Source organism: Lysinibacillus sp. NPDC097162, from assembly GCF_044762185.1.
Lineage (GTDB): Bacteria > Bacillota > Bacilli > Bacillales_A > Planococcaceae > Lysinibacillus.
Map to the genome: position 1 here is coordinate 1 of NZ_JBIWDT010000002.1, position 22967 is coordinate 22967.

Annotated in this window: 24 protein-coding genes; all 24 read right to left on the reverse strand. The window is 33.2% G+C overall.

Going from position 1 to position 22967, the window contains the following annotated elements; genetic code table 11:
• Positions 1 to 600 precede the first annotated feature (600 nt).
• The 24 genes from hpf to ACIQXW_RS12405 all read right to left on the reverse strand — a co-directional run bounded on the left by hpf (position 601) and on the right by ACIQXW_RS12405 (position 22951).
• A complete protein-coding gene (gene hpf, locus ACIQXW_RS12290; RefSeq protein WP_340826329.1) occupies positions 601 to 1152 on the reverse strand; it encodes a ribosome hibernation-promoting factor, HPF/YfiA family in 552 nt (183 codons plus the stop codon).
• Between the two features lie 88 nt (positions 1153 to 1240).
• On the reverse strand, positions 1241 to 1624 hold the full coding sequence (locus ACIQXW_RS12295) for a PilZ domain-containing protein (protein WP_402762547.1): 384 nt from the start codon (positions 1622 to 1624) through the stop codon (positions 1241 to 1243).
• 239 nt (positions 1625 to 1863) lie between these two features.
• Positions 1864 to 2274 (reverse strand): flagellar export chaperone FliS, encoded by a 411-nt coding sequence (fliS, locus tag ACIQXW_RS12300; protein ID WP_402762550.1) that lies wholly within the window; start codon positions 2272 to 2274, stop codon positions 1864 to 1866.
• Between the two features lie 74 nt (positions 2275 to 2348).
• Positions 2349 to 2708, reverse strand: a complete 360-nt coding sequence (gene fliT / locus ACIQXW_RS12305) for a flagellar protein FliT (RefSeq protein ID WP_402762553.1) — start codon at positions 2706 to 2708, stop codon at positions 2349 to 2351.
• 33 nt (positions 2709 to 2741) lie between these two features.
• Entirely contained in the window at positions 2742 to 5240 is a 2499-nt protein-coding gene (gene fliD, locus ACIQXW_RS12310; protein WP_402762556.1) for a flagellar filament capping protein FliD, read from the reverse strand.
• A 21-nt stretch (positions 5241 to 5261) separates the two neighbouring features.
• Positions 5262 to 5645 carry a flagellar protein FlaG gene (gene flaG, locus ACIQXW_RS12315; protein ID WP_402762558.1) on the reverse strand — a complete coding sequence of 128 codons (384 nt, stop codon included), beginning with the start codon at positions 5643 to 5645 and terminating at the stop codon, positions 5262 to 5264.
• Positions 5646 to 5846: 201 nt separating this feature from the next.
• A complete protein-coding gene (locus tag ACIQXW_RS12320) occupies positions 5847 to 7859 on the reverse strand; it encodes a sulfatase-like hydrolase/transferase (RefSeq protein WP_402762561.1) in 2013 nt (670 codons plus the stop codon).
• Positions 7860 to 7894: 35 nt separating this feature from the next.
• The gene (locus tag ACIQXW_RS12325) at positions 7895 to 8560 is read right to left on the reverse strand and encodes a class I SAM-dependent methyltransferase (protein WP_402762564.1); all 666 of its coding nucleotides are present in this window, start codon (positions 8558 to 8560) and stop codon (positions 7895 to 7897) included.
• A 42-nt stretch (positions 8561 to 8602) separates the two neighbouring features.
• On the reverse strand, positions 8603 to 9655 hold the full coding sequence (gene pseI / locus ACIQXW_RS12330; RefSeq protein ID WP_402762567.1) for a pseudaminic acid synthase: 1053 nt from the start codon (positions 9653 to 9655) through the stop codon (positions 8603 to 8605).
• Positions 9652 to 10200: a UDP-4-amino-4,6-dideoxy-N-acetyl-beta-L-altrosamine N-acetyltransferase gene (gene pseH / locus ACIQXW_RS12335; protein ID WP_402762569.1), complete on the reverse strand. Its 549-nt coding sequence runs from the start codon at positions 10198 to 10200 to the stop codon at positions 9652 to 9654. The genes pseI and pseH overlap by 4 nt, the downstream gene beginning before the upstream one ends.
• Before the next feature lie 14 nt (positions 10201 to 10214).
• Complete coding sequence (gene pseG, locus ACIQXW_RS12340) at positions 10215 to 11234, reverse strand: UDP-2,4-diacetamido-2,4,6-trideoxy-beta-L-altropyranose hydrolase (RefSeq protein ID WP_402762572.1); 1020 nt, start codon at positions 11232 to 11234, stop codon at positions 10215 to 10217.
• Between the two features lie 8 nt (positions 11235 to 11242).
• Positions 11243 to 11968 carry a cytidylyltransferase domain-containing protein gene (locus tag ACIQXW_RS12345; RefSeq protein ID WP_402762575.1) on the reverse strand — a complete coding sequence of 242 codons (726 nt, stop codon included), beginning with the start codon at positions 11966 to 11968 and terminating at the stop codon, positions 11243 to 11245.
• Positions 11965 to 13122 (reverse strand): UDP-4-amino-4,6-dideoxy-N-acetyl-beta-L-altrosamine transaminase, encoded by a 1158-nt coding sequence (pseC, locus tag ACIQXW_RS12350; RefSeq protein ID WP_402762578.1) that lies wholly within the window; start codon positions 13120 to 13122, stop codon positions 11965 to 11967. Before pseC ends, ACIQXW_RS12345 begins: the two co-directional genes overlap by 4 nt.
• A 37-nt stretch (positions 13123 to 13159) precedes the next feature.
• Complete coding sequence (pseB, locus tag ACIQXW_RS12355; protein WP_402762580.1) at positions 13160 to 14131, reverse strand: UDP-N-acetylglucosamine 4,6-dehydratase (inverting); 972 nt, start codon at positions 14129 to 14131, stop codon at positions 13160 to 13162.
• A gap of 57 nt (positions 14132 to 14188) precedes the next feature.
• A complete protein-coding gene (locus ACIQXW_RS12360; protein ID WP_402762583.1) occupies positions 14189 to 15316 on the reverse strand; it encodes an N-acetyl sugar amidotransferase in 1128 nt (375 codons plus the stop codon).
• Between the two features lie 123 nt (positions 15317 to 15439).
• Positions 15440 to 15784 (reverse strand): DUF8042 domain-containing protein, encoded by a 345-nt coding sequence (locus ACIQXW_RS12365; protein WP_402762586.1) that lies wholly within the window; start codon positions 15782 to 15784, stop codon positions 15440 to 15442.
• A gap of 2 nt (positions 15785 to 15786) precedes the next feature.
• Positions 15787 to 17490 carry a motility associated factor glycosyltransferase family protein gene (locus ACIQXW_RS12370; RefSeq protein ID WP_402762588.1) on the reverse strand — a complete coding sequence of 568 codons (1704 nt, stop codon included), beginning with the start codon at positions 17488 to 17490 and terminating at the stop codon, positions 15787 to 15789.
• A 104-nt stretch (positions 17491 to 17594) separates the two neighbouring features.
• Positions 17595 to 18407, reverse strand: coding sequence for a flagellin N-terminal helical domain-containing protein (locus tag ACIQXW_RS12375; RefSeq protein WP_402762591.1), 813 nt, complete (start codon positions 18405 to 18407; stop codon positions 17595 to 17597).
• Between the two features lie 181 nt (positions 18408 to 18588).
• The gene (gene csrA / locus ACIQXW_RS12380; protein ID WP_402762594.1) at positions 18589 to 18807 is read right to left on the reverse strand and encodes a carbon storage regulator CsrA; all 219 of its coding nucleotides are present in this window, start codon (positions 18805 to 18807) and stop codon (positions 18589 to 18591) included.
• Entirely contained in the window at positions 18807 to 19250 is a 444-nt protein-coding gene (gene fliW / locus ACIQXW_RS12385) for a flagellar assembly protein FliW (RefSeq protein ID WP_402762597.1), read from the reverse strand. The genes csrA and fliW overlap by 1 nt, the downstream gene beginning before the upstream one ends.
• A gap of 18 nt (positions 19251 to 19268) precedes the next feature.
• The gene (locus ACIQXW_RS12390) at positions 19269 to 19832 is read right to left on the reverse strand and encodes a DUF6470 family protein (RefSeq protein WP_402762600.1); all 564 of its coding nucleotides are present in this window, start codon (positions 19830 to 19832) and stop codon (positions 19269 to 19271) included.
• A 79-nt stretch (positions 19833 to 19911) separates the two neighbouring features.
• Positions 19912 to 20826 (reverse strand): flagellar hook-associated protein FlgL, encoded by a 915-nt coding sequence (gene flgL / locus ACIQXW_RS12395; protein WP_402762603.1) that lies wholly within the window; start codon positions 20824 to 20826, stop codon positions 19912 to 19914.
• Positions 20827 to 20871: 45 nt separating this feature from the next.
• Complete coding sequence (gene flgK, locus ACIQXW_RS12400) at positions 20872 to 22419, reverse strand: flagellar hook-associated protein FlgK (protein WP_401019632.1); 1548 nt, start codon at positions 22417 to 22419, stop codon at positions 20872 to 20874.
• Positions 22420 to 22450: 31 nt separating this feature from the next.
• Positions 22451 to 22951 (reverse strand): flagellar protein FlgN, encoded by a 501-nt coding sequence (locus ACIQXW_RS12405; RefSeq protein ID WP_401019134.1) that lies wholly within the window; start codon positions 22949 to 22951, stop codon positions 22451 to 22453.
• Positions 22952 to 22967: the final 16 nt, after the last annotated feature.

The following is a 22967-nucleotide window of genomic DNA, read 5'->3' on the forward strand; positions in this document are numbered from 1 at the left end:
GTTCGTCCTGAGCCAGGATCAAACTCTCCATAAAAGAAATTTGATTAGCTCAAATTGTTTTGCTGGCATCAATTTTGATGTCCAAAATTTTGTTTCGTTCACTAACGAAGTTAGTTAATAAAAACTATATTGATTACGTTTTGCTTGTTCAGTTTTCAAGGTTCATGTTGCACTGCGTTTCAGCAGCAATAAAATTATTATATCAAAATATTATTGTGTTTGTCAACAACTTTTTTAAAAGTTATTTTCGCTGTCGAAGTGACAGGATTTACAATATACCACGATAACATTTCATCTGTCAACATTATATTTGATTAATATTTCATTAATACAATTGGTGTTTGACGACAGGATTAAATAATATCATGTTAATTATAGATTAGTCAACAAACTTATTAAAAATCTTCTTTTTTTATTTTTCTACTATATATTCTTGGAATTAGGGCGCTTTCCGCACTCATTTTAGGTTGAAATGCACCCTATCGACCATTGGATTATTTTTAAAACTTTACGAGTACTCTTAATCCTACTGAGGCCCTCCTACCTTATATAGGAATAAAAAAAAAGAACCCTCATAATTGAGGGTTCTTAATCATTTAGTTAAGTTGTTTCAATTAAGCCGTACTTGCCATCTTTACGTTTGTAAACAATGTTTGTGCCGTTTGATTCAGCATCAGTGAAAATGTAGAAATCATGGCCTAACATGTTCATCTGTAAAACAGCTTCTTCATGATCCATCGGTTTTAAATCAAACTGTTTAGTACGTACAATGGAATATTCGTCTTCCTCTGTTACAGTATCAGCTGCAGCTTGCGTTATAGCAAAATAAAGTCCTGCACCTTCACGCTCACGGAATTTACGGTTTACTTTTGTTTTATGCTTGCGAATTTGTCGCTCTAATTTATCAACAATTAAGTCGATAGCAGCATACATATCATTATGACGTTCTTCTGCACGAAGTGTTAAGTTCTTCATTGGAATCGTAACTTCCACTTTTGTTTGCTTGTCATTATAAACCTTTAAATTTACGTTAGCATTGGCGTTAACATCTTCGTTAAAATAACGTTCAACTTTTTCGATTTTAGTTTCTACATACTCTCGAATAGCTGGCGTTACCTCAATATTTTCACCACGAATGTTAAAGTTTAACATGTAAACTCCTCCTTTATGACTGCTATACTTCTTATTTCTACACAAGTGTGTGAAATTCCTCTAAAATAATTCTTTTTTCAATAAAATTTTATGAATTTATTTTTTTCTGTTTTGCTTCAGCCGTTTCTTTTTTACGACGTAATTTCAGCTCGTCAACAATCAAATCCTCAATAGCGCCTTGATTATTGAAAAATACGCCGTATTGTTTCCCATTACCATGAGGACGGCTCCAAATTACTTCGCCATATACTCGGATTTCTCTTGTATCTAGAACAAAGCGCAAATCAAGAGGAGAAGGACGTACACCTAAATCAACCTCAGTAAACATCTTTAATCCCCTCGGACTAATATCCAATAAATCAGCCATTGCCGTTTGCGCATGATTCACTTTACCATTCTCATATATAGCAAAGGTCATATTAACCGGCTCGTCAAATTTAAAACGAAAGCCTTCTTGACGCTTAAATATCATTTTCCCCACCCCAATACTTTTCAAACATTTAGTTAGCTTGATTATGACACGAATACATGATTTTCATCCAGAGGGAATTAGTAACATATTTTACCGTTAAATCACCTAATTTATGACTATATGTAAAGTTCCTCTTGTCTATTTTTGTATAATCTTAATAACTTTATCGTTTTTTCATTTGCATAATTTGTCTAATAAACAAAAGAGACCATCATCAAGCGATGGTCTCTAATTTTTTATTAAACATGTCCGTTATTCCCATTACCGAATTGTTGTTGTCGATTAATGCGAATAACTTCTTTCCAAGTATCCCGAAATTCCGTCACTAAGCCTTCAACTTCTTCGATGATGCTAACATCATTTTGGATATTTGCTTCTACTAAACGACGATTCATATATTCATAAAGTGCTAACATATTTTTCGACACTTCAATATCCATATTAAGTGTAGCCATAAACTCACTAATAATCGCTTGAGCTTTTATCAAGTTTGTATTCTTTTCTTGAATATTTTTTTCTTGAATCGCAAGTTTAGCTTTATTTAAGAACTTTAAACATCCATTATAAAGCATTAATGTAAGCTCACCAGGTGAAGCAGTTGTGACGCTATTTTGCTTATACGCGTTTTGTGCTGTTAAATTTGCTGCCAATAAAGGACAACTCCTTTTAGATGTTACTTATTTACTATTTTAAACCATTAAACGAAGAAAAGCTAATAGAGAAATTAATTTTTCTTATCGTAATACATCCCGTCCATCACACGGACATTACCATAAGGATTAAAATATTGCACTTCACTTTTTTTCGTTTTTTGAAGGTTTGCCATATCCTGCTTTACTGCGCTCATTACAGCAGCCAATCGTTCTTTAATCCCATTATCTAATTCAAGCAAGGTACGATGAACACGATCTTGTTCATCAAAATGAAAACCTTCTTGTTTCAAACCATTGATAATCGTTCCGCGCTTGTCCAACATAGTATTTATAGTATCCACATAGTCATCACGATCTTCGCCTTTTGGGATATCACCTAATAATTTATATAGATTTGCAGATGCCTGTAAAAGTTGATTTGTTAGTTGCATAAATTTCTCCTACCTTGCTTCATAAAAACTTCATCAACCTTGAGCGAACAAGCTTGATTGTGAATTAGCTTTATTAATCGCTTGTTCCATTGCCGTGAATTGCTTCCAATAACGCGCTTCAATATTTTCGAGTTTTGTCTTCCAAGTGCTAATTCGACTTTCTGTATCAATAAGATTTTTCCCAATTGCATATTGAGTGTCGGTCATCGTAGTGCGCCCAGCTTTTTTCTCTATATTGATCTCTAATGATTTCATCGATTCACGTAACTTATCTAAATAACCACGTGTATCTACTGTTTTGCCATCTACTACATCCTCTTTTTTTCCTTCGCTGTTTTTAAAGAGTTTTTCGACTGCATCAGGATTTTCTTCTAAAGCTTTTCGTAATTTAGTTTCATCAATTTCAAGCGTTCCGCCTTCATTATAATTTTTAGAAGTTGTAATTCCTATACTATAGAGTGTATTAAATTTTGAGTCATCAATTGCTGGGTTTGCTTGATAAATTATAGATCGCATACTAGATATTCCTTCACGAATAAGAGTATCTCCTCGAAGTAAACCACTCTTTGCTTTCTCCTCCCACAATTTGATTTCGCTCTCAGACATTTCTTCTTTTTGTTCGCTGGTTAACGGTGTATAAGCACGATATTTAGTTTCTTTAGTCTGATCATTTAAATCTTTTACAAAACCATTATAAGTAGCAACAAATTCTTTAATCTTTGCCAAGATATCATCAACATTTGTTGACGATGTCATTTTCACTGCTTGCGCTTTTGGAGCGGCATTTACTATCGTATCATCTACACTACCATCAGGTTTTAAAATGCCAGCTGCATCAGCATCTGCTTTTGCCGCATTTTGCGTACTAGTAGCTTCATTTAAGCGTGTAACAGCTGCTTTTTCTTCAGCATCTGCAGTTAAGTATTCTGTTCGCAGGATATTTTGATCCGCTAGTGCGTAAAATTTATTTTTTTGATCCGCTGATAAGTCATTCCAAATCTTTTTTTGATCATCTGTTAAATTCTCTTCTTTTACAGTACCATTTTGTAAACCTTTTAATACAGCATCGCCAAATTGACTATACTTTAGTTTTAAATCATCTCCTTGCGCTTTTTCCGCATACGTTTTTAACGTTGCTGAATCCGTTGCAATTAAATTTGTTAAATCATCTTTACTTAATGATTTTAATGCATCTTTTACTTCTTGAGTAAATTCAGTATTATCGTCAATATCTTTATGAATTTTTTCAATAGAATCATTACTGTCGTATGAGAACCGCTTTAGAGCATCAATGGCATTTTGATCAAAGTTTTTTAAGATTGTCCCATACTGTGCGTAATCAGCATGATTTTTAAATGCTTTTAGTTGCGTTGTATCAAGAGAAGATAAAGCTAGTAATTCATCATCCTTTAAAGATTGGAATTTTTCTATTTTCTCTGGACTCATACCGCTTTCTTCAATTGCCTTCCTAATCTCCTCAACTGATTGACCTGCAGATAATTTATCATTGATGAAACTAGCTTCATCGTTTGCTAAGCCTTTCCAAAAAGCGCTTCCTAGTTTATTATATTGCACTTGTTGTGACAAAGTTAAAGAACCACCGAAAGCATCTGTATAAGCCTGGTTGTGTGCTGTTGTGTAACTATTAATATCGCTAGCACCATAAGCTCCTTTTTTTGTTGCAAGGTTTGCTTGTTTATTTGCTAAATTAGTAGTAGCATTTTTAAATTCTTCCAAAGCAGCTTTATATTTATCAGCAATAGTTTGAACACCGTTAAATGTATCTTTTAATGTTACATTATAACCCGAAATCGTAAACGTATTAGTTGTTCTTTCTGTTGCAATCCCATTTACGGTGAAAATAGCATTTTTACCTTCAGTAGTTTGTACTTTACTAGGATCGCTAAATCCTAACTTTGCAAAAATGTCATCTCCACCTGTAACTTTAATTTCCTCATCGCCTTTAACATCACCAGTGTTCTTGGCAGTAAATGAGAAGCGACCATTTTCAAATACAGCACTAATCCCAGCATTACTAGTATTTACTTTACTAATAAACTGATCCACAGTCATATCAGAAGTAATTTCAATTTTCGTAGCTTCACTTGCTAATTTCCCATTATTCTGGATTGCTTTAAATTCAATAATCCCTGTTGCACCTAAATCGGACATTTTTGTCGAACCTACAGCACTTACTTGATCTCCAACTTTACGCGCTGCTGTAGCTAATTGTGAAACCCCTTCAATTGAAAGTGAACCAGCAGCACTTCCTGTTGCAGTAGCAGATACTAAATTAGAATTTGAACTAGCAGCAGTTTTAGAAATGAGACTTTTTAATACTAAATTATCAGAAATATAAGTATCAAATGTTCTAAGTTTTGTATTTACACTACGATATGCATCACGTTGCCATTCATAAGTTTGTTTCTTTTGATATAACTTGTTTAATGGTGCTTTTTCCGCAGTCATTAATTTTTTTACTAATGCATCTATATCCATTCCTGAAGCTAATCCGCCTACTCTATTTACCATTATATTTCCTCCTAAATTTGTTTATATTTTTTCGTCTACAATCATTCCTAATAACTTTTGCATCTCATAAAATGCATCTAAAAGTTTTTTAGGTGGTATTTCTTTAACCACTTCTTCTGTTTGCGTATCCACAACCTGTACGAAATAACGATCTAGTCCGTCATGTAACACAAATTTAGAAGCATTATGGTTTACTTGTAAAAACTCATTTACAGTGTCTACTACATTTTGCAGCTTATCTTTTGATATTTCTTGATCTTCAGCAGCTGGTAATTCTCTTGATTGCATTACAGATTGCGATTTAACAGTTGTCGTTGGTAGTTCCTCTGAATCAACTTTCTTAGCAAATGTTGATGAAGTTATAGTACCTACATCTGTAGATTGTCCTTGAGTTGCAATACGCATAATATGTAAACCTCCTAAACATTTCTTGTTCTTATATTTAGTATCGGAAGTTTTTAGGAATGTTTCACTTTTTCTGTTGAAGTACTTTGAATCGGTTGTATTTCTTCAAAAGAAAAACCTCTCGATCAATAGTTATGCTTTGAACAAGAGGTAATTTCAATTTATTCTATTTAAACTTTATCTTATCACTGTAAAGTTATTTTATGGCTGCAATTTTATTGCTCTTTGAATAGTTGTATCAATATATATCTCAAGTTTTTCTTTAAATTGTACTGATACATCGTCAAATGTTTTTATGTCTAGTAACTGTGCTTCATAATGCTCTAAATCAACTAATCCATTCTCAGAAACATTAGATTTGGTTTTAAATCTAAAAATATGTTCTGTATCTGTAATAGCAACTAAGTAAGGCTGATTAGGGTGTATTGTCTCTGTTATTGCTGTATCACGCCCAATACCCCCAAAGTCTTTTAATACAACACCTTCATAACTTTCTGCCTTAATGTCAGCGAGTTTAGAAATTGTAGGGAAAATATCAATGATGGAACATAATTCATAACTAACTTTTCTTTCAATATTTGCCCCACCCAACATAAATGGGACCTTACGTCTCGGTTCATGTAAAAGAAAGTCGTCTTCTTTTAAATAAGTTTGTCCATGATCAGAAACTAATGCAACAATGATATTTTCTTTACCAAAGCTTGATTCAAGATAACTATATAATGAGGATAGATGTAAATCTACACGCTTTAATTCTGATTCGTACTTTTTTAATTTATTGGGGTCATAAGAAGATAATACGGATGTTGCCCCAAGATTTTTATTTTGTCTATATTTAGCTGAAACGTTCACTTGACTCATTAAATCATTATTTATTTCATCAGCCACATCATGTAAGTCCATTAAGCTTATCCATAAAAAATGATTATTATTTTTGAAAGTTTCTAAGTGCTCGATTGCCTCTACAACAACTTCTCCTGCTGTAAACCCACCTGCGTAATTTTGATATAGAATTCGATCCATACCCTCTAAATAACCGTAGGTTGGTGTAACTCGCCAGTCGTTATTAATTTGGGCAGTCAAATATCCATTTTTCTGAAAATCCTTTGTAAACAAATGATTATATTTGTTCAACTCGAAATGATTTGAGGGATGGTAAAGGCCGTGATGTAAGGTAGTTTTTCCAGTGTACATACTTGCAACACTCGGCAAAGTCCAATCTCCAGTTGTATAGCAATTATTATTTATATAACCATTTGAGAAAAAGTTATATGTATGAGGCATTAAACTATGTAACTTTTCTTCGATTACACTATTAGCTAAACCATCTACAAAAATAGTTATGATAATTTGTGGTGTTTTTAATATGGGCTTCATATTAATTGGTTTAGCAATAAAAAAAGGTCTATTTGACGTTACTTTATATTCACCTACATCATTAAATGTAAAATAATTAAATTGGTTAGGGCTTAGTACATTTTTAGGAAAAAGATAGTTACTTTTAGGACCTTGCACTTCGATATCATCATATTGTCCAAACAAACTTATCGGTAATGTTGTTTCATTATTAATTTCAAATGAAAAAGAATTAGTAGTTTTTCCTTGTAAGAGTTCAGTTTTAAAAAAGTACCGTGAATTTGTATCAATATCCATTACATTCATAGATTTATACATTTCTGTAAGAAATTCATTGCCAGCAGAATCTTTTACAACCTTTTTCACAAGACTTTCATTGAAGCGGCTAACTGGATAAGTTCTTTCATCTCCTTCTAGAAGAATCATTTCGGTATAATCTAAAGCTGCACGGAATTGGTCAGGAATTAATGAAGCGTCTTCTTTTAATAGCACTATCACTTGATCTAGATGCTTTGTCGCTATTTCACGATCATTGTCTGAACCTGCTAAATTCACACATCTTGCGAACATCCATAAGCTTTCAATTAACTCACCAACTGCACTCTTTAAAGTGGCCAAATTATAAACTATTTCAAATGAAAAAGGAAACTCTTTTAGTGCTTCTTCCTCTAATAATGTTATTCCTTGTTGAAACTCATTAATTAAATAATAATAGTTAGCAAATAAAGAATAATACGATTCATTTCTTATACTTATTCCATCTAATTTTTCCTTCGCCTCTGCTAATAGACCTTCATTTAATAGAAAAGAAATTTCCTCCACTACTTTTTTAAAACTAGTAATTTTAGCATTCTTCAAAATCATCACTCTTTCAGTATTTTATTCTACTACCTCTAATTCTTTTTAAGAATAATTCTAGCTAAATATGGGTTTTCATTTTTGTAAATAGAAAATCCTCTCCCTTTTGAAAATTCTTGAATTGAAAATCCTAGTTTTATTAATTTAGTAATTAGTAAATCTGTATCTATATATCTTCTGTAATGATCATTAAAAACTTTGTCTAACTCCTCATCTTCTTTGGTTCTAAACTCAGCTACTATTTCACATGAGGTTTGAATATTTTCTAGTATACTTTCTAAAATCAAATTTTCCGTTTCCTCTGTAATTGCATGTAAGAAAAACCTAGTATAAAACAAAATTCCTTTGTCTTGCGATGTTGAAATTTCATTGAATTTTGACATTAATTTTTGAACTTCATTAACATCACTTAAATCAACACAGGCAAAATAAATATTTTTATTTGCATTAAAATGTTTATCCATTATATTATTATTGATTTTTATCACTTCTTCTGATCCATCTATACCGATAACCTCAAAACCATTTTTAGCAAAATAAAATGTATCTTTTCCAGTTCCACATCCTAAGTCAATTAGAATTTTGTTTTTTATAGATTGTTCATTTTTCTTAAAAATAAACTCACTAAAGTTTGATGATTCAGTTAAATCCGCTCTATCTTTATAAAATTCTTCCCAGTATTGTTTGTTTATATAACTCATTAAAAATTCTCCATTCTCTGCCTTCTAAAATTGCCTCTAAAATTAAATGAAATCAAATTTAAATGGTTCTCCCTTATGTATTGAACACTTAACTTTTTTTCCAAGTATATGATCATAATATTTAGGTTTAAGTCCATATCCCGGACGAACTATTCTAATATTTTCTTTATTAAGTACCTCTCCTTCCTTTATATCCTTAGCAACGTATATAGAGCGTCTAAATTTTAATGAAACTTTTTCTTTTTCTGTAGGGCCATACGTAACTTTCCCCATAGCTAACCAAGCACGTTCCGTCTCTTCTACTAGCGCCTTCATTTCAACTGGTTCCATTGAAAATGCTGCATCAACACCACCATCATCTCTGTCTAACGTAAAATGTTTTTCTATGACTGTTGCACCTAGTGCAACACTTGCTACAGCCACGCCTATACCGAGTGTATGGTCAGATAATCCGATTTGGACATCATCAAATAACTGTTTCATATGTGGAATGGTTAAAATATTTGTGTTCTCAGGCGTTGCAGGATATGTACTTGTACATTTTAATAATACTAAATCTTTACAACCAGCTTCTTTTGCTGTTCTTACTAATTCATCTAATTCCGCCAATGTTGCCATACCTGTGGATACAATCATGGGCTTACCTGTTGCAGCAACTTTTTTGATAAGCGGTAAATCAGTATTTTCAAAGGAAGCTATTTTATATAACGGTACATCTAATTCCTCTAAAAACTCAACTGCTGTTTCATCAAATGGCGTACTAAAAGCAATCATTCCCAATTCCTTAGCACGATCAAAAATTGGTTTATGCCACTCCCAAGGTGTATATGCTTGCTGATACAAATTATATAAATTTTGTCCATTCCATAAACTTGTATTATCATTTATTTGGAAACCTGGATTATCTAAATTTAATGTCATTGTATCCGCTGTATATGTTTGAATTTTTAATGCGTGTGCACCTGAGGCCGCAGCAGCTTCTACTATTTTTAAAGCACGTTCAAGAGATTGATTATGGTTCCCTGACATTTCTGCAATAATAAAAGGTTTAGAAAGTGATCCAATTTTAAAGTTCTCTACTTGTATTTGTTTCATTTAGATGTCCCCTCTAACTCTAGCTTTAAATATACTTTATGTTTTTCCCATTCTTCAGCAAACAGACTGTAAACATAAATATCTTCATATTCGTTATTTCTTTTTATTTCCTTTCGCAATACCCCGTCCAACTTAAATCCTAATTTTTCGTGAAAATTACAACTTACTTGATTTGTTTCAATTACTTCCGCACATAACTTTCGAAATTTCAACTCTTTGAAAACAAATTCGAGAGCAGTATATCCTAATAATTTACCAGTTCCTTTTGGAGCATTTTTATCCCCTATATAAAAACCCCATGAACATTTATTTGAATAAATATCCATATCATTAATATTTAGTATTCCATAATCAATGTTATTAACTGAGAAAATTTTAGAAATTTTATTATTATTACTTTTTATGTCTTTATACCAATTCATATGTTGTTGCCATTCTATAATGTCATTGTTAAACATTACAGATCTAATGTGTTCTTGATTACGCCATGCTAATACTTTATTTAAATCATCTTCAACTATATCCCTAAGTGAGGCATTAAACATAATATTACAATCCTTCATGATATTAAATTTTCACAACTTTTTCTCATACGTCCTAATTCTACCGAATCTCCATAGAGAATTTTAAAATTTATTAGTATTTGATTAGCTTTTATTTCATCAGAGACTCCTAAATAAACAATTGCTCCGGTATTCGCAACTGCCTTTGCAACTTCTACTTGATTCTTCGCAACGGCAATGACAATCGAAGGTAATCTTAAAAAAGCCCTTTCCCAAGTCGTAGCTCCGCCCCCGCCAATTGCTAAATCTGCTTGTGCCATTAATTCTGCAATATTGTTCACTTGGCAATGGTAATGGGTATTTTCAATTTCGTCACATATTTGTTTGATTTTCAATTTGTTTGGATTTGAGTTTCCTACAACTACATCTACAACTAATTTATATTGTTCTATAATCGACTTAATTGCCAAAAGAACCTTCTCAGTTTCATTCGTTGGATCACTACCACCAAAGAAAATAAATAGATGCTCAACTCTCCCATTAAAAGGTTTTATATGTTTTTTCGCTTCAATAAACTCATCTCTTAATAAAGCATGACTAGGCCCTAGTAGCATTCTAGCGGAAGAAGGAACTAACCCATCGTACCTTGTTTCCATATCTAAATAAAAATTTTGATCCAGCAATATATCACAGTCATGTTTACGATTTGCTAAGTCATCAATAACCATTATACTCTTAACAAAAGGTCGAACTAATTGTTCCCATTTAATATCAATTGAGTAATGATCAATAATAAGCTTTTCCACATTGTATTCTTTCAAAACCTCAATTGTCTCATTAGCATCTTCTTCCCAGTATTCAGTTACAAAGTTCCATAAAGAAACATCACAAGGAGGTAAAGTATAAACAACAAACCCTTGTTGTTCTATTAATGTTATACATTCACCCTTTGCATCTCTACAAATAAAAGCTACCTTTTGTCCACCTTTTTTTAACCTGTGCGCTAATGTTAAACAACGCATCACATGACCAGTGCCAATTTCAAATGAGGCATCCACTCTTATAATTGTATCCATATTTTCACCTATAACTTCTTTTGTTCAATATGAGCGTTAATATAAATCCAATCTGGATTAGCTTTCATAAGTTTGACTGTATCATATAAGGTAAATTGGGGATTTTCATTATACAGCTTTTCTATTATATTTTTAATTAGCTGAAAATCTTCCTCTGTATCCACTGTCCATCGATATTTACTATAATTTACTTCATTTCGGACACTACCTATTTTAAAAACATCAGGATTCGTATAAAAATAAGCAGTTACATGTTCACGATCCCTCTTCATAACAGCTTCCTTATAAGCCTTTTCTAAAACTGCAAACGTAAATACTTCCGTATCTAGACCTCTTGGATAAGTTCTTTCCACCGTATTTGATACATATTCAAAATTATTATCTACAAAGTATTGTATTGCTTTATCTACCACTTGCACATCAATTATCGGGCAATCTGAAGTGATGCGGACAATTGTATCTGCTCTAAATGTTTTAGCTGTCTCATAATATCTAGCCAATACATCTTCCTCAGATCCTCTGAACCACAAAATATTTTTTTTTTTGCAAAACTCTACTATTAAATCATCTTTTTCATTAATGGTAGTTGCTATTACTAAATCATTGATATAATTACTTTGCTGTAAACGCTCTAATTGATATGATAATAAAGGTCTACCATTTACTTTTTTTAAGATTTTCCCAGGTAGTCGAGTTGAACCCATTCTTGCTTGAATAATTGCTACAATTCTCATTTTTTCACCTTTTCTAATTCCATAATCACCGAATTGATTACATCCTTTGCATCCTCATTAGACATTTTCGGAAATAATGGTAAGGTAATAATTGCTTCATATAGTTCTTCTGCTTTAGGCATAGACCCTTTGATGTACCCTAACTCTTGATAATATGACAAAGTGTGAACTGGAATGTAGTGGACATTCACACCAATATTTTGAGCTAATAATGCCTCAAATATTTCTTTCCGAGTTACGCTTATGTTTTCTAGATTTAATTTAATGATATAAAGGTGCCAACTTGAAACTCCATCTAATTGTTGAGTTGGTACAAATAAACATTCATTATTCTTAAATGCTTCATTATATAGTTGGGCAATTTCACGGCGACGTGATACAAACTGATCTAACTTCCTTAGCTGACTAATACCTAGAGCAGCCTGAATATCTGTCATTCGATAATTGAACCCTAAAAATTGCATATCATAATACCAAGGACCATCATTTTTCGCAAGATTGCTTGCCTCTCTTGTAATTCCATGAGAACGAAATTGTAAGAGTTTTTTATAAAAAGCTTCATTATTAGTTGTTATAACGCCACCCTCACCTGTGGTAACATGCTTTACTGGATGAAAGCTGAACATTGTCATATCACTTAGGGAACCTATTTTTTTTCCTTTATATTCAGCTCCTAATGCGTGTGCTGCATCCTCAATGACAATTAAGTTATGTTTTTTCGCAATATCATGGATTTCAGCCAACTGCACGGGCTGACCTGTAAAATGAACAGGGATAATTGCCTTAGTATTAGGTGTAATTTTTTTTTCAATTTCCAAAGGGTCAATGTTATACGTATCTTCTTTAATATCTGCAAATACAACTGTGCCACCTAAATAACGTACACAATTTGCACTTGCTGCAAAAGTAATCGGCGTAGTAATAACTTCATCACTTTCACCAATATCTGCCGCAAAGCATGCTCCATGTAACGCTGCCGTCCCATTTGAAAATGCTACAGCATATTTAGAACCAACATATTTTGCCATGCATTCTTCGAATTTCGCAATTGTTGGACCTGTTGTTAAGTAACTGCCCTTCAATACATTTACCACAGCCTGAATATCCTCTTCATCTAACCATTGTTGTCCATACGGTAAATATGTATCTCTCATGCTATTAACTCCTTTAAAGAAAAAATGCAGTCAAAGACTACATTTCATCTACTAAATCTTTTAATTGTTCTATAGTTAACCATTCCGAATTGTTATCACTTGTGTAAGCAAATGCATCAGGTAAAGCTTTTCCGCCATTTAGTTGGTCTTTAGCAAACCAAGCAAGCTCCGGTTGGATAACGTAGTAATCATCAAACTCTAATGTATGACGAGCATCGTCTTCCATAATCATCGCTTCATGAAGTTTCTCACCAGGACGAATTCCAATTACTTCTATTTCACATTCGGGACCAATCGCTTTTGCTAAATCTGTTACTTTCATGCTAGGTATCTTCGGTACAAAGATTTCTCCACCATACATGCGCTCTAAATTATCTAATACGAATTGAACTCCTTGATCAAGAGTAATCCAAAAACGTGTCATACGCTCATCTGTAATAGGTAACTTCCCTGTATCTTTGATCTTTTTGAAAAATGGTACAACACTACCTCGACTTCCCACTACATTGCCATAACGAACAACTGAAAATCTAGTTTTCTTTTCACCTACATATGCATTGGCCGCAACGAATAATTTATCAGATGCTAGTTTTGTCGCACCATATAGATTAACTGGGCTACAAGCCTTATCTGTTGAAAGTGCAATGACCTTCTCAACACCGCGGTCAATAGAAGCCTCAATAATATTTTGTGCACCGTGGATATTTGTTTTTACCGCCTCAAATGGGTTATATTCACATGCATCAACATGCTTCATTGCGGCTGCATGAATGACAATATCCACACCATCAAATGCGCGATATAGACGGTCTTTATCTCGTACATCGCCAATAAAGAAACGAATGCGCTCGTCTTGGAAATCTTGTTTCATTTCATATTGTTTTAGCTCATCGCGACTAAAAACAATCACTTTTTTCACACCTAATGAAAGTGCTTTTCCGATGAACTTTTTACCAAAAGAGCCCGTACCACCTGTTACTAATACTGTTTTATCTTTTAAAATATTCATTTTTTCACCTTACTTTATAATCATTAAATTAACTACTAGATACCTAATAATCCCACTCTATACTATTCCTACTCCTACTTTAAATTTTGGAATCCATCTTCCTGTATATTTATCTTTAAAGAATAAATTTTTATTAACGAAACTATCCACAACTTCCCAAAATTCATTAATACTAATATCTATATATTCACAAAAATCTTCAATGTATTTTTCTCCACATTTACCATCATATTCTTCTACATACCAAATTGCATCTTCTCTAGACAATCTTCCTTCCCTAATATCATAACAAGCCTCATCTGTAGCAAAACCAAAACCAAATTTATAATACTTGATCATTTGATTAAGTATTTGCATGTCCGAGTCAAGAGCAGTATAACGTCTATATCTACCAATATCATAAAGACTTTCTGTTGATCTTCCTCTTAATCCCCTTGCTATTGCAAAATCTGCATTTCCAACTTGAGACCATTCTTTTGTATAATATTGCAAATAAATACCTTTAATATCTTTCTGCATAAATAAATCTTGTTCAGGGTATTGATACATTGATAAATCTTTTTCAGTCAGGGAGTCTACTAATAAATCTTTAGCATTTCCTCCAGCAAGTGTATTACCTTTATTTACATTAAGGGCATTTCCATCTGAACCCAATCCATTTGATACTCCTAATGTTAATGCTGCGTTTTCTCCTTGAATAACTAACGGTATGTTAAAATTAATTGCTACTTTATTAGCAGAAGCATATAAAGGATATTCAGAAGGTTTAATAGGATTACCCCATTTATAAAAGGCCGATTTTGTCAACTTTCTCAAAATTCGGGGATTTTGTCTTAGTTTAATGCAATCAAACCCATGATTAATTAAATTTTCGATATTATATTTACCTATTTCTGTTAAACAATCTGGTTCACAATTTACCAAAAGTACATTTAATCCTAATTTTTCTTTAGCATAAAAGGCCTGGAAAGTACTATCTTTACCTCCACTAACACCCACTACACAATCATAATCTCTATTTTTACTTTTTGCCCAATCTGCAATCTTTTGTAATTCATCTTTTCTCATATCCCAATCAATATTCTTTTTTTCATCTTCATAAATACAAGCGTAACAAATACCTTCATTATTGAACTTAATATCAGGCCTAGTATCAGGTTGTAAACATTTTTTGCAATAATTCATTTTACTTCCTCCATTAAAAGATTTACATAAGATTAATTTTAGATCTCGTATATAAAATACCTTTTAAGTAATTCTTTATTATCATGCAAAATTATTTAAACTATCTTTTTTAAAATAGTGAAGCTAGTTTTTAATATTAACTGGCTCTACTTCTTCAAAAAAGGGAGCAATTTCAAATTCAAAAATGTCAGCTATAAGTACATAATCCTGCTTTTCTAATCCTTCATTAACTTCTAATAAGAATTCTTGTATTTTTCCTATATTTAATAAAGCTAATACGTTATTTTTTATTAATAATTCACTTGCATTAGTTAGCCATAAAATTCCCTCTGTTAAATCTTTAATACTAATTAAAGCTTCATTTATATGTTTTTCTCGAAGTTTATCAGCAATTACCAGAATTCCTGCAGGTAACTTTTTTAAGTATTCATTATAACTCTGAATTGTATCATTCAATATATTTTCCATCTTTACACCTCATATTTTTTTGCTTTTTCTATTACGTCTAGGGTATATCCTTTTGTCTTTTCTATAGCTTCTTGCAACCTTGAATACAATTCTTTATTTTGGTTATATACTCTTCTATATTTTTCTTCTGGATTTTCATTTGAAATTGGTTGAAACTTTCTTAAAACATCTATAGTAATTGGATCAACTATTCTATTTATTGAGGTAAAATCTTTCTTACTAATAAACTCTTTATCAACTTTATTTAATTCCTTTAATACATTTTTATCAAATAAAACATTCGATTTATTCCTTTCTAATATTTTTAAAGATAATTTCAAACTTCTTATTAATTCATCATAAATTTTCACTTCTTGTAATAGAATATCTATTAATTTACTATTATTATAGGTATTAAATTTTTGTTTTGATTGGATTTTATTCAGTTGAACATCCCTATTAACATATTTATTACAGAATGCTATAAAACTCATTTGTTGCATTCTTTCAATTTTCACTCCACCTTCAGTACAATTGAATATCATCGTAGATTGACTTAATATTTCATTTAACCTCTCAAAGTCCTTCTTCATGGAAAATAACGGATAATCAGTGAGTACTTTCTCACCAGAATAACCTTCCACTTCAAATAATTCATTTTCTTCTTGAAATTTTCCGTCTATAATTAAAAAATTTTTATTGTTTTCTGCATGAGACTTACTATCTGTATAAGCTAAATCTTGTCCAATAATTGCTACAGGTCCAGTAGAAATATAACTAGCGATGCTTAGTGCAAAATTAGCTACCGATCCTCCACCTGAAAATATCGGCAATTCAATATCAAATACCTTTTTTATATATTTCTGAATATCTTCATCGTCAGGTGTTAAAAATGCATACTTGGTATTCTGATATCGATCTTGAATTTTATAATAACTACTTAAACAAAAAATTAATTCTGATTTTATGTTTTTAATATCTTTAAAATGGAGATAATTTACTTCACCTCCATCAATTGTAACTATATAATCCGGTTCAATGCCATATTCCAATAGGGTATTAATAGTAGATCCTGCTGCAATGGTTATAACATTTTTCTTTATTTTATCTAAGATTTGCAGCTGTTTAGTTAAGGAGGGACCACCTGAAATTAAAATAACTGGGCAATTATACATTTTTTTTAATTTCCCCAAAGAAGAATCTTCATCTAAATGAATTAAATTATGAATATAATTTTCTTGCCAAGAATCCGAAAATTCCTTAATAGTATTTTCCATCACTTTATGTACGTTTTGAATATTTTTAATAATTTTCAACAATTCTAGCAATTCTTCTTTGAAAATATTTTCATAATTTGGTGATACTATAACTTTAATTTTTTGACTTAAATTATTCATAGAATTAGCCACTATATATTCTATGCTTTTTTGATCGTATTCATATATTATATTAAAATTAGTTTTTGATATTGAAGAATTCAAATATTTATATAATGGATCTATTATTATTAACTTCTGAGATTTTTCTATTTTATTATTTATAGCTTCAGCGATATATCCCAACCCATAACCAAATAATATTAATACATCCAACACTTCATATTCTCTTTCTGCAACCATCTTAGCTTCTCTAATAGGGTCATACTTACTATGTAATAGATAACCATTTACCTTTACAGTTTCTAAATTAGTTTTTGTTGATAATATTTCTATTTGGTACTTTGACAATTTATTTCACCTCATACTGTATATCGGCCAAAGCTTAAAAAAATAAAGGAGCCTATCCAAACTTTGGACAGACTCCTCATAATTTTATTGTGCTTCAATTGCAATTATTGTAGTAATTGAAGTACGCCTTGTGGTTGTTGGTTAGCTTGAGCTAACATAGATTGAGCAGCTTGCATTAAGATGTTGTTCTTAGTGAAGCCCATCATTTCTTTAGCCATATCTGTGTCACGGATACGTGATTCAGCAGCTGTTAAGTTTTCAGAAGTAGCACCTAAGTTGTTGATTGTGTGCTCTAAACGGTTTTGTACTGCCCCTAAATCAGAACGTGTTCCTGAAATAGTTGTAATTGCAGTATTAATTTTTGTAATAGCTGCATCTGCTAAAGATTGAGTATTAATTTTTAATGCACTGATTGATAAAGTTGCTGCATTAGTATTTGCAATTGTTAAGCTAATTGCTTGAGTTGCATTCGCACCAATATGGAATTTTTTAGCTGAGAAAGAGCCATTTAATAATTTTTGCGTATTGAACTCAGTATTCCCTGCAATACGATCAATTTCTGATAATAATGCATCTACTTCTTTTTGTAAATCTCCACGGTCACCTGACACGTTTGTATCGTTGGCAGATTGTACTGCTAATTCACGCATACGTTGTAGGATTGCATGAGTTTCGTTAAGAGCACCCTCAGCAGTTTGGATTAAAGAGATTGAATCTTGAGCGTTTTTAGTTGCCATGTCAAGACCACGGATTTGTCCGCGCATTTTTTCAGAGATTGCTAAACCTGCAGCGTCATCGCCAGCACGGTTGATTTTGTAACCAGAAGATAACTTCTCAAGGTTTTTAGAAGCTTCAGTGTTGTTGAAAGCTAAGTTACGGTGTGTGTTTAAAGCTGAAATGTTGTGTTGAATTCTCATTTGGAATTCCTCCTTGAATGTTTGTTTTGTTATTCCACGTCCGTGTGGAATATTGTCGGTTTAGGTTGTATGTATGTACTTCCCTTACCCTACACTCTATATATCGTTAGTAGTTGGAAAAGTTTAATAGTTTTTTAAAAGTTTTTTTATTTTTTTATGTAATAGATTCATAGATACTATTTTATTTTTTCTTCAGCTGATCTAAAAAACTCGAAGAGGAAGCAAGTGCTTCTTTATTTTGCGCCTGAATAGCTTCAAAAACTTCTGAGCGATGTACTTTTACCGTTTTCGGGGCAACAATGCCAAGTTTAATTTGGTCACCTTCAACTGCTAATATTTTAATTTCGATTTGATCGCCTATCATAATAGACTCATCTTTTTTTCGAGAAAGGACTAGCATTATTTCGCACTTCCTTCCAATGGCAGCATCGGATAGCGTAATGGATATGCTTTATTGTCTTGGAGAACGATTTGTTTACCACGTTTTTTATCTATATTTAAAATAACTGGTGCTAATAAGTTTATTGTAGATTCTTGGAAAGTTTCTTTCATTGTGACAATAGCATATGGAAGAACATCTTCTTGTTTATCAATCTGTAATTGCTCGCGATCTTCTTCACTTATGTCAAAGCTATAATCTTTTTTGAAAGCAAATGGATAGGCAACGACAAAGCCGATTTCGACATGCTGAACAGACTGAAGTAATGCTAGTGGCAGGTCGGCATCGATTGGTAGTAAAACAAACTCTCTTTCTTCTTCTAATCCTAATAAGCCATGTTCAAAAGTCAGGATATCTTGTTCAACGATTTCTACTTCTCCTAAAAATTTAGTAGCTATTTTCATATTTTCGGGTGCACTCCTTTAAACGATGACATCAATGTCAACATCTGGTCTTTGTATCATTGTACCAGTTACTTTACCTGGTGTGTATTCATGGATAGGTTTGTTTACTTGTGCGTCAATTATTGGTTCTCTACGCTGAATATTGACGTCGGTTGTACCTGGCGTATAGTCAATTTTAACAGATCCAACAGATGGCACAAATTTTATATTAAATTGCACACGATGTGGGCCATGGTTTTGTTTGGCGATATTTTGGATTGTTGCTCTTCCCTGATCTTTGCCGGCACCCTCCATCATTTGTCGGCCTTCCCTTGCTCTTCGTGCCATGCCCCTCATTGCCTCTTGTTTCCCTTTTTGCGCATAATTTGCACTTGATTCTAATGGTCCAATTAAGCCTAAATCACGCCTTGCTTGAGATGAATCAATTTTCAGCACACTGCGTGTTGTATTAATCTCGAGTATAGCGGCAGGCTGTTCAATGTGCTGCGTAGCACTTGGTTGTTTAATGTATTGCTGTGGCTTAGCAATATTAAGGTCGATTTGTGCGTCCGTTGTACGAATTTGAATTTGTGGGAGTCTCATGTACACTTCTCCTTTCAAGAAAAGCGTCTGAACAAAATGTTCAAACGCTTGGTTTTATTAGCAGGAAAATCAATTGTATTTATCTAATAAAATCAACTAAAGATTGTTGAATAATTTTAGCGCCAACAGACAATGCTGCCTGATGGATCGATTCTGACGTTACCATTTCTGTAATAGCTTTTGAATAATCAACGTCCTCGTTATTCGATAATTGTTTCGTTACGCTAATTTCGCGAATAGATAAGCGGTTTTCCATTAATTCCACACGATTTTGGCGTGCCCCAACATCTGCTTGCGCTTCGAGAATTTTGTTGTGCATTGTTGTAATATCATCGGTTGTACTATTACTTGTAACGCCACCTAATGTAGAGCTGATTTCTTCACCTGTTGCAAGGGGAATTCGATTCGGATCTAACAAACCTGAAATTTTGGCCATCATGTCATCTACACTTTTGAATAAATCCATGCCAGCCGTATTCACTGTCATCTGAATACCATCATACACTTCAATTTTAACATCTTCGGAATTGACATTCGCATTGTTAAGTGCGCCATTTATAAATAATGGTTGTCCTGTTTTTGTGCCGCTGAATATATAGCGATCTCCTACTTTTGTGTTCGCTACATCTTGAATTTGTTTACGAATTTGGTCGATTTCAGATTTCGCTTTCGCTCGCTCATCTGGTGTATTTGTATCATTCGCAGCTTGAATTACAAGCTCACGTACTCGTTTCATTTGTTCGCCTACTTGATTTAATGATTCATCAGATGTATCGAGCCAGTTGTTCACTTCATTCATATTACGTGTGTACTGTTCAACTTGCCCTAAATCACGTCGATAGCCCATTCCTTTCACTGCTACTACAGGGTCGTCTGAAGGTCTCGTGATTTTAGAGCCTGAAGTGATTTGATCTTGTAGCTTGGACATTTTTCCGTAGCTATTATTTAAGTTTAGAAGCATGTTATTCGATAACATGGATTGTGTTACGCGCATGTTTGTAAAAGCTCCTTCCTTTAGTCGTACTCAATTAGTTTTTAGTTAAATTCCTACACGGCCCATGCCGTTAATGATTTTGTCTAATGTTTCATCGATAACGGTAATCATACGAGCATTTGCGTTATATGCTTGTTGGAATGTAATCATATTCGTCATTTCTTCATCAAGCGATACCGAAGTGATTGAAGCACGGCTGTTGCCAATTGTCACAAGAAGTGTTTCAGAAGTTCCATTTAAGCGCGCTGCTTCTTCTCCATCGACACCGAGCTTACCAATGATTCCTTGATAGAATGAGTTAAATGTTGCACCGTCTAAATTTGCTTGAACTTTTGATTGGATATTTGAAAGCTCAAGTGCCCATTTACCGTTCCCTTCTTCATTTGGCTTGCTCGAAGCAGCCAATTTTGAAGAATCTTTCAAAAGGTCAGCATTGACTTTAATATTTCCTGCTGACATCGGTTTTGTATTATCAATCGGTTCAAAGAAATCGATTGTGCTTTGAGCACCAGTTAAATCATACCCTTGCTTATGCATCGCATTAAAGACATTTGCAAATTCAGAGGCAAGTTTATCAAGGCTAGCCATCGTTTCTGGATAATAGCCTTTAACATCGGCCCCATCTTGATATCCATAAGAGTTGATCAATGATAATAATTTACCTTTGCCAGGCTCTAACTGGTCATATGTAATAGTTCCTGAATCTGCTGTACCTGCGCCAGTAACATTGATGCTCGTAAATACTTTCGATAAATCCGTTCCATCTATTTGTGTAGCACCACTATTTACTTCGATGCTCGCAGCATCTTTACCATTCACTAATTTAATAGCTGTGTTCGTGCCATATGGCTTAAATGTAATAGTTACACTGCCTTCAGCTACACTAGAAGCAAGTCCACCAGAAGGAACTCGTTCGACTGAGACCGGGATGTAACTATTTAATTCATCGATTAACACATCACGAGCATCATATAAATCATTTGGAACATGACCATTTGGTTCAACCTCTTGCACTTGTTTATTAATAGAAGCAATTTGTTTTAGTAAGGAGTTGATGCGGTTTGTTGAAACACTAATTTCGTTACCTAAATTGCCTTGAATTGTTTTTAATTGCGTATCGATATAGTTAAATGATTGTGCTAAATGATTGGCACGTTCAATGGCAACTTTACGTGATGCAGCGTTTTCCGGACCTGTACTAACATCTTGCAGACCTTTCCAGAACTGTTCTAATGCTGCGTTTAAACCGTACTGAGAAGGTTCGTCCATTATATCTTCCATTTGAGATATTGCATTTGAACGTGATTCCCAATAACCTAGCTTATTTGTTTCCTGACGGTATTGACGGTCAATAAATTCATCGCGAATACGTTGAATGGAACCTGTCTCTACCCCTGTTCCCATATGTCCAGGGTAATTCGGCGTGTTTAAGCCTGCCGTTGGGAAACCTGGTGTAGCTTGCATGTTTACTCGTTGGCGCGAGTAACCAAGTGTGTTGGCATTTGAAATATTATGACCTGTTGTATATAAAGCAGATTGTTGTGTAAATAAACCGCTTCTACTTGTTTCTAAGCCCATAAATGTTGAGCGCATCATTATTCCTCCCTTTAGTAACGATTAAAAATTAAGCTTGTGAATCGAAGTACGATTTTTTGGCTACTGTATTCGTACCGCGTACCTCACGGCCAGAGTAATTCATTTGCTCTGGGCGTGGGCGTAGTGCATCTAATGTTAGATTGACAAATTGTAATGATTGGAATACTAATTTTTGATTGAGTTCATTTTGTTTGCGTAAATCATTGATGATTAGCATTAATCGATTGCGAACAGCTGAAAGTGCTTCTTTTTCAGCTTCTTTTTCAGCAGCCTCGATGACATCAGCAACAGACATTTTGTCAGTTGAAGCAATTCCTTTTGCTCCAAGGTATTCGGTTACCTGTACCTGGCGCTGTTGCTCGAGCTTATCAATGGCCGCTACATGTGCCTGCTCATCCTTGAGCATTTGGTCTAGTGCTTCGATATCGCCAGCTTTAATAATTTCTGTTTTTCTAAAGGCTAGTTCGAGTAAGCTTTTATGCATTCTCTCTAATATTGTTAATGTAGAACAAATTGTTTCTACAGTCATATTACTAAGCACCCTT

Bases quoted from the DNA above. Each gene is read 5' to 3' on its own strand.
- hpf (WP_340826329.1), bottom strand. From the start codon at position 1,152: ATGTTAAACTTTAACATTCGTGGTGAAAATATTGAGGTAACGCCAGCT.
- ACIQXW_RS12295 (WP_402762547.1), bottom strand. From the start codon at position 1,624: ATGATATTTAAGCGTCAAGAAGGCTTTCGTTTTAAATTTGACGAGCCG.
- fliT (WP_402762553.1), bottom strand. From the start codon at position 2,708: ATGCAACTAACAAATCAACTTTTACAGGCATCTGCAAATCTATATAAA.
- fliD (WP_402762556.1), bottom strand. From the start codon at position 5,240: ATGGTAAATAGAGTAGGCGGATTAGCTTCAGGAATGGATATAGATGCA.
- flaG (WP_402762558.1), bottom strand. From the start codon at position 5,645: ATGCGTATTGCAACTCAAGGACAATCTACAGATGTAGGTACTATAACT.
- ACIQXW_RS12325 (WP_402762564.1), bottom strand. From the start codon at position 8,560: ATGAGTTATATAAACAAACAATACTGGGAAGAATTTTATAAAGATAGA.
- pseI (WP_402762567.1), bottom strand. From the start codon at position 9,655: ATGAAACAAATACAAGTAGAGAACTTTAAAATTGGATCACTTTCTAAA.
- pseH (WP_402762569.1), bottom strand. From the start codon at position 10,200: ATGTTTAATGCCTCACTTAGGGATATAGTTGAAGATGATTTAAATAAA.
- pseG (WP_402762572.1), bottom strand. From the start codon at position 11,234: ATGGATACAATTATAAGAGTGGATGCCTCATTTGAAATTGGCACTGGT.
- ACIQXW_RS12345 (WP_402762575.1), bottom strand. From the start codon at position 11,968: ATGAGAATTGTAGCAATTATTCAAGCAAGAATGGGTTCAACTCGACTA.
- pseC (WP_402762578.1), bottom strand. From the start codon at position 13,122: ATGAGAGATACATATTTACCGTATGGACAACAATGGTTAGATGAAGAG.
- pseB (WP_402762580.1), bottom strand. From the start codon at position 14,131: ATGAATATTTTAAAAGATAAAACAGTATTAGTAACAGGTGGTACGGGC.
- ACIQXW_RS12360 (WP_402762583.1), bottom strand. From the start codon at position 15,316: ATGAATTATTGCAAAAAATGTTTACAACCTGATACTAGGCCTGATATT.
- ACIQXW_RS12365 (WP_402762586.1), bottom strand. From the start codon at position 15,784: ATGGAAAATATATTGAATGATACAATTCAGAGTTATAATGAATACTTA.
- ACIQXW_RS12375 (WP_402762591.1), bottom strand. From the start codon at position 18,407: ATGAGAATTCAACACAACATTTCAGCTTTAAACACACACCGTAACTTA.
- csrA (WP_402762594.1), bottom strand. From the start codon at position 18,807: ATGCTAGTCCTTTCTCGAAAAAAAGATGAGTCTATTATGATAGGCGAT.
- fliW (WP_402762597.1), bottom strand. From the start codon at position 19,250: ATGAAAATAGCTACTAAATTTTTAGGAGAAGTAGAAATCGTTGAACAA.
- ACIQXW_RS12390 (WP_402762600.1), bottom strand. From the start codon at position 19,832: ATGAGACTCCCACAAATTCAAATTCGTACAACGGACGCACAAATCGAC.
- flgL (WP_402762603.1), bottom strand. From the start codon at position 20,826: ATGCGCGTAACACAATCCATGTTATCGAATAACATGCTTCTAAACTTA.
- flgK (WP_401019632.1), bottom strand. From the start codon at position 22,419: ATGCGCTCAACATTTATGGGCTTAGAAACAAGTAGAAGCGGTTTATTT.
- ACIQXW_RS12405 (WP_401019134.1), bottom strand. From the start codon at position 22,951: ATGACTGTAGAAACAATTTGTTCTACATTAACAATATTAGAGAGAATG.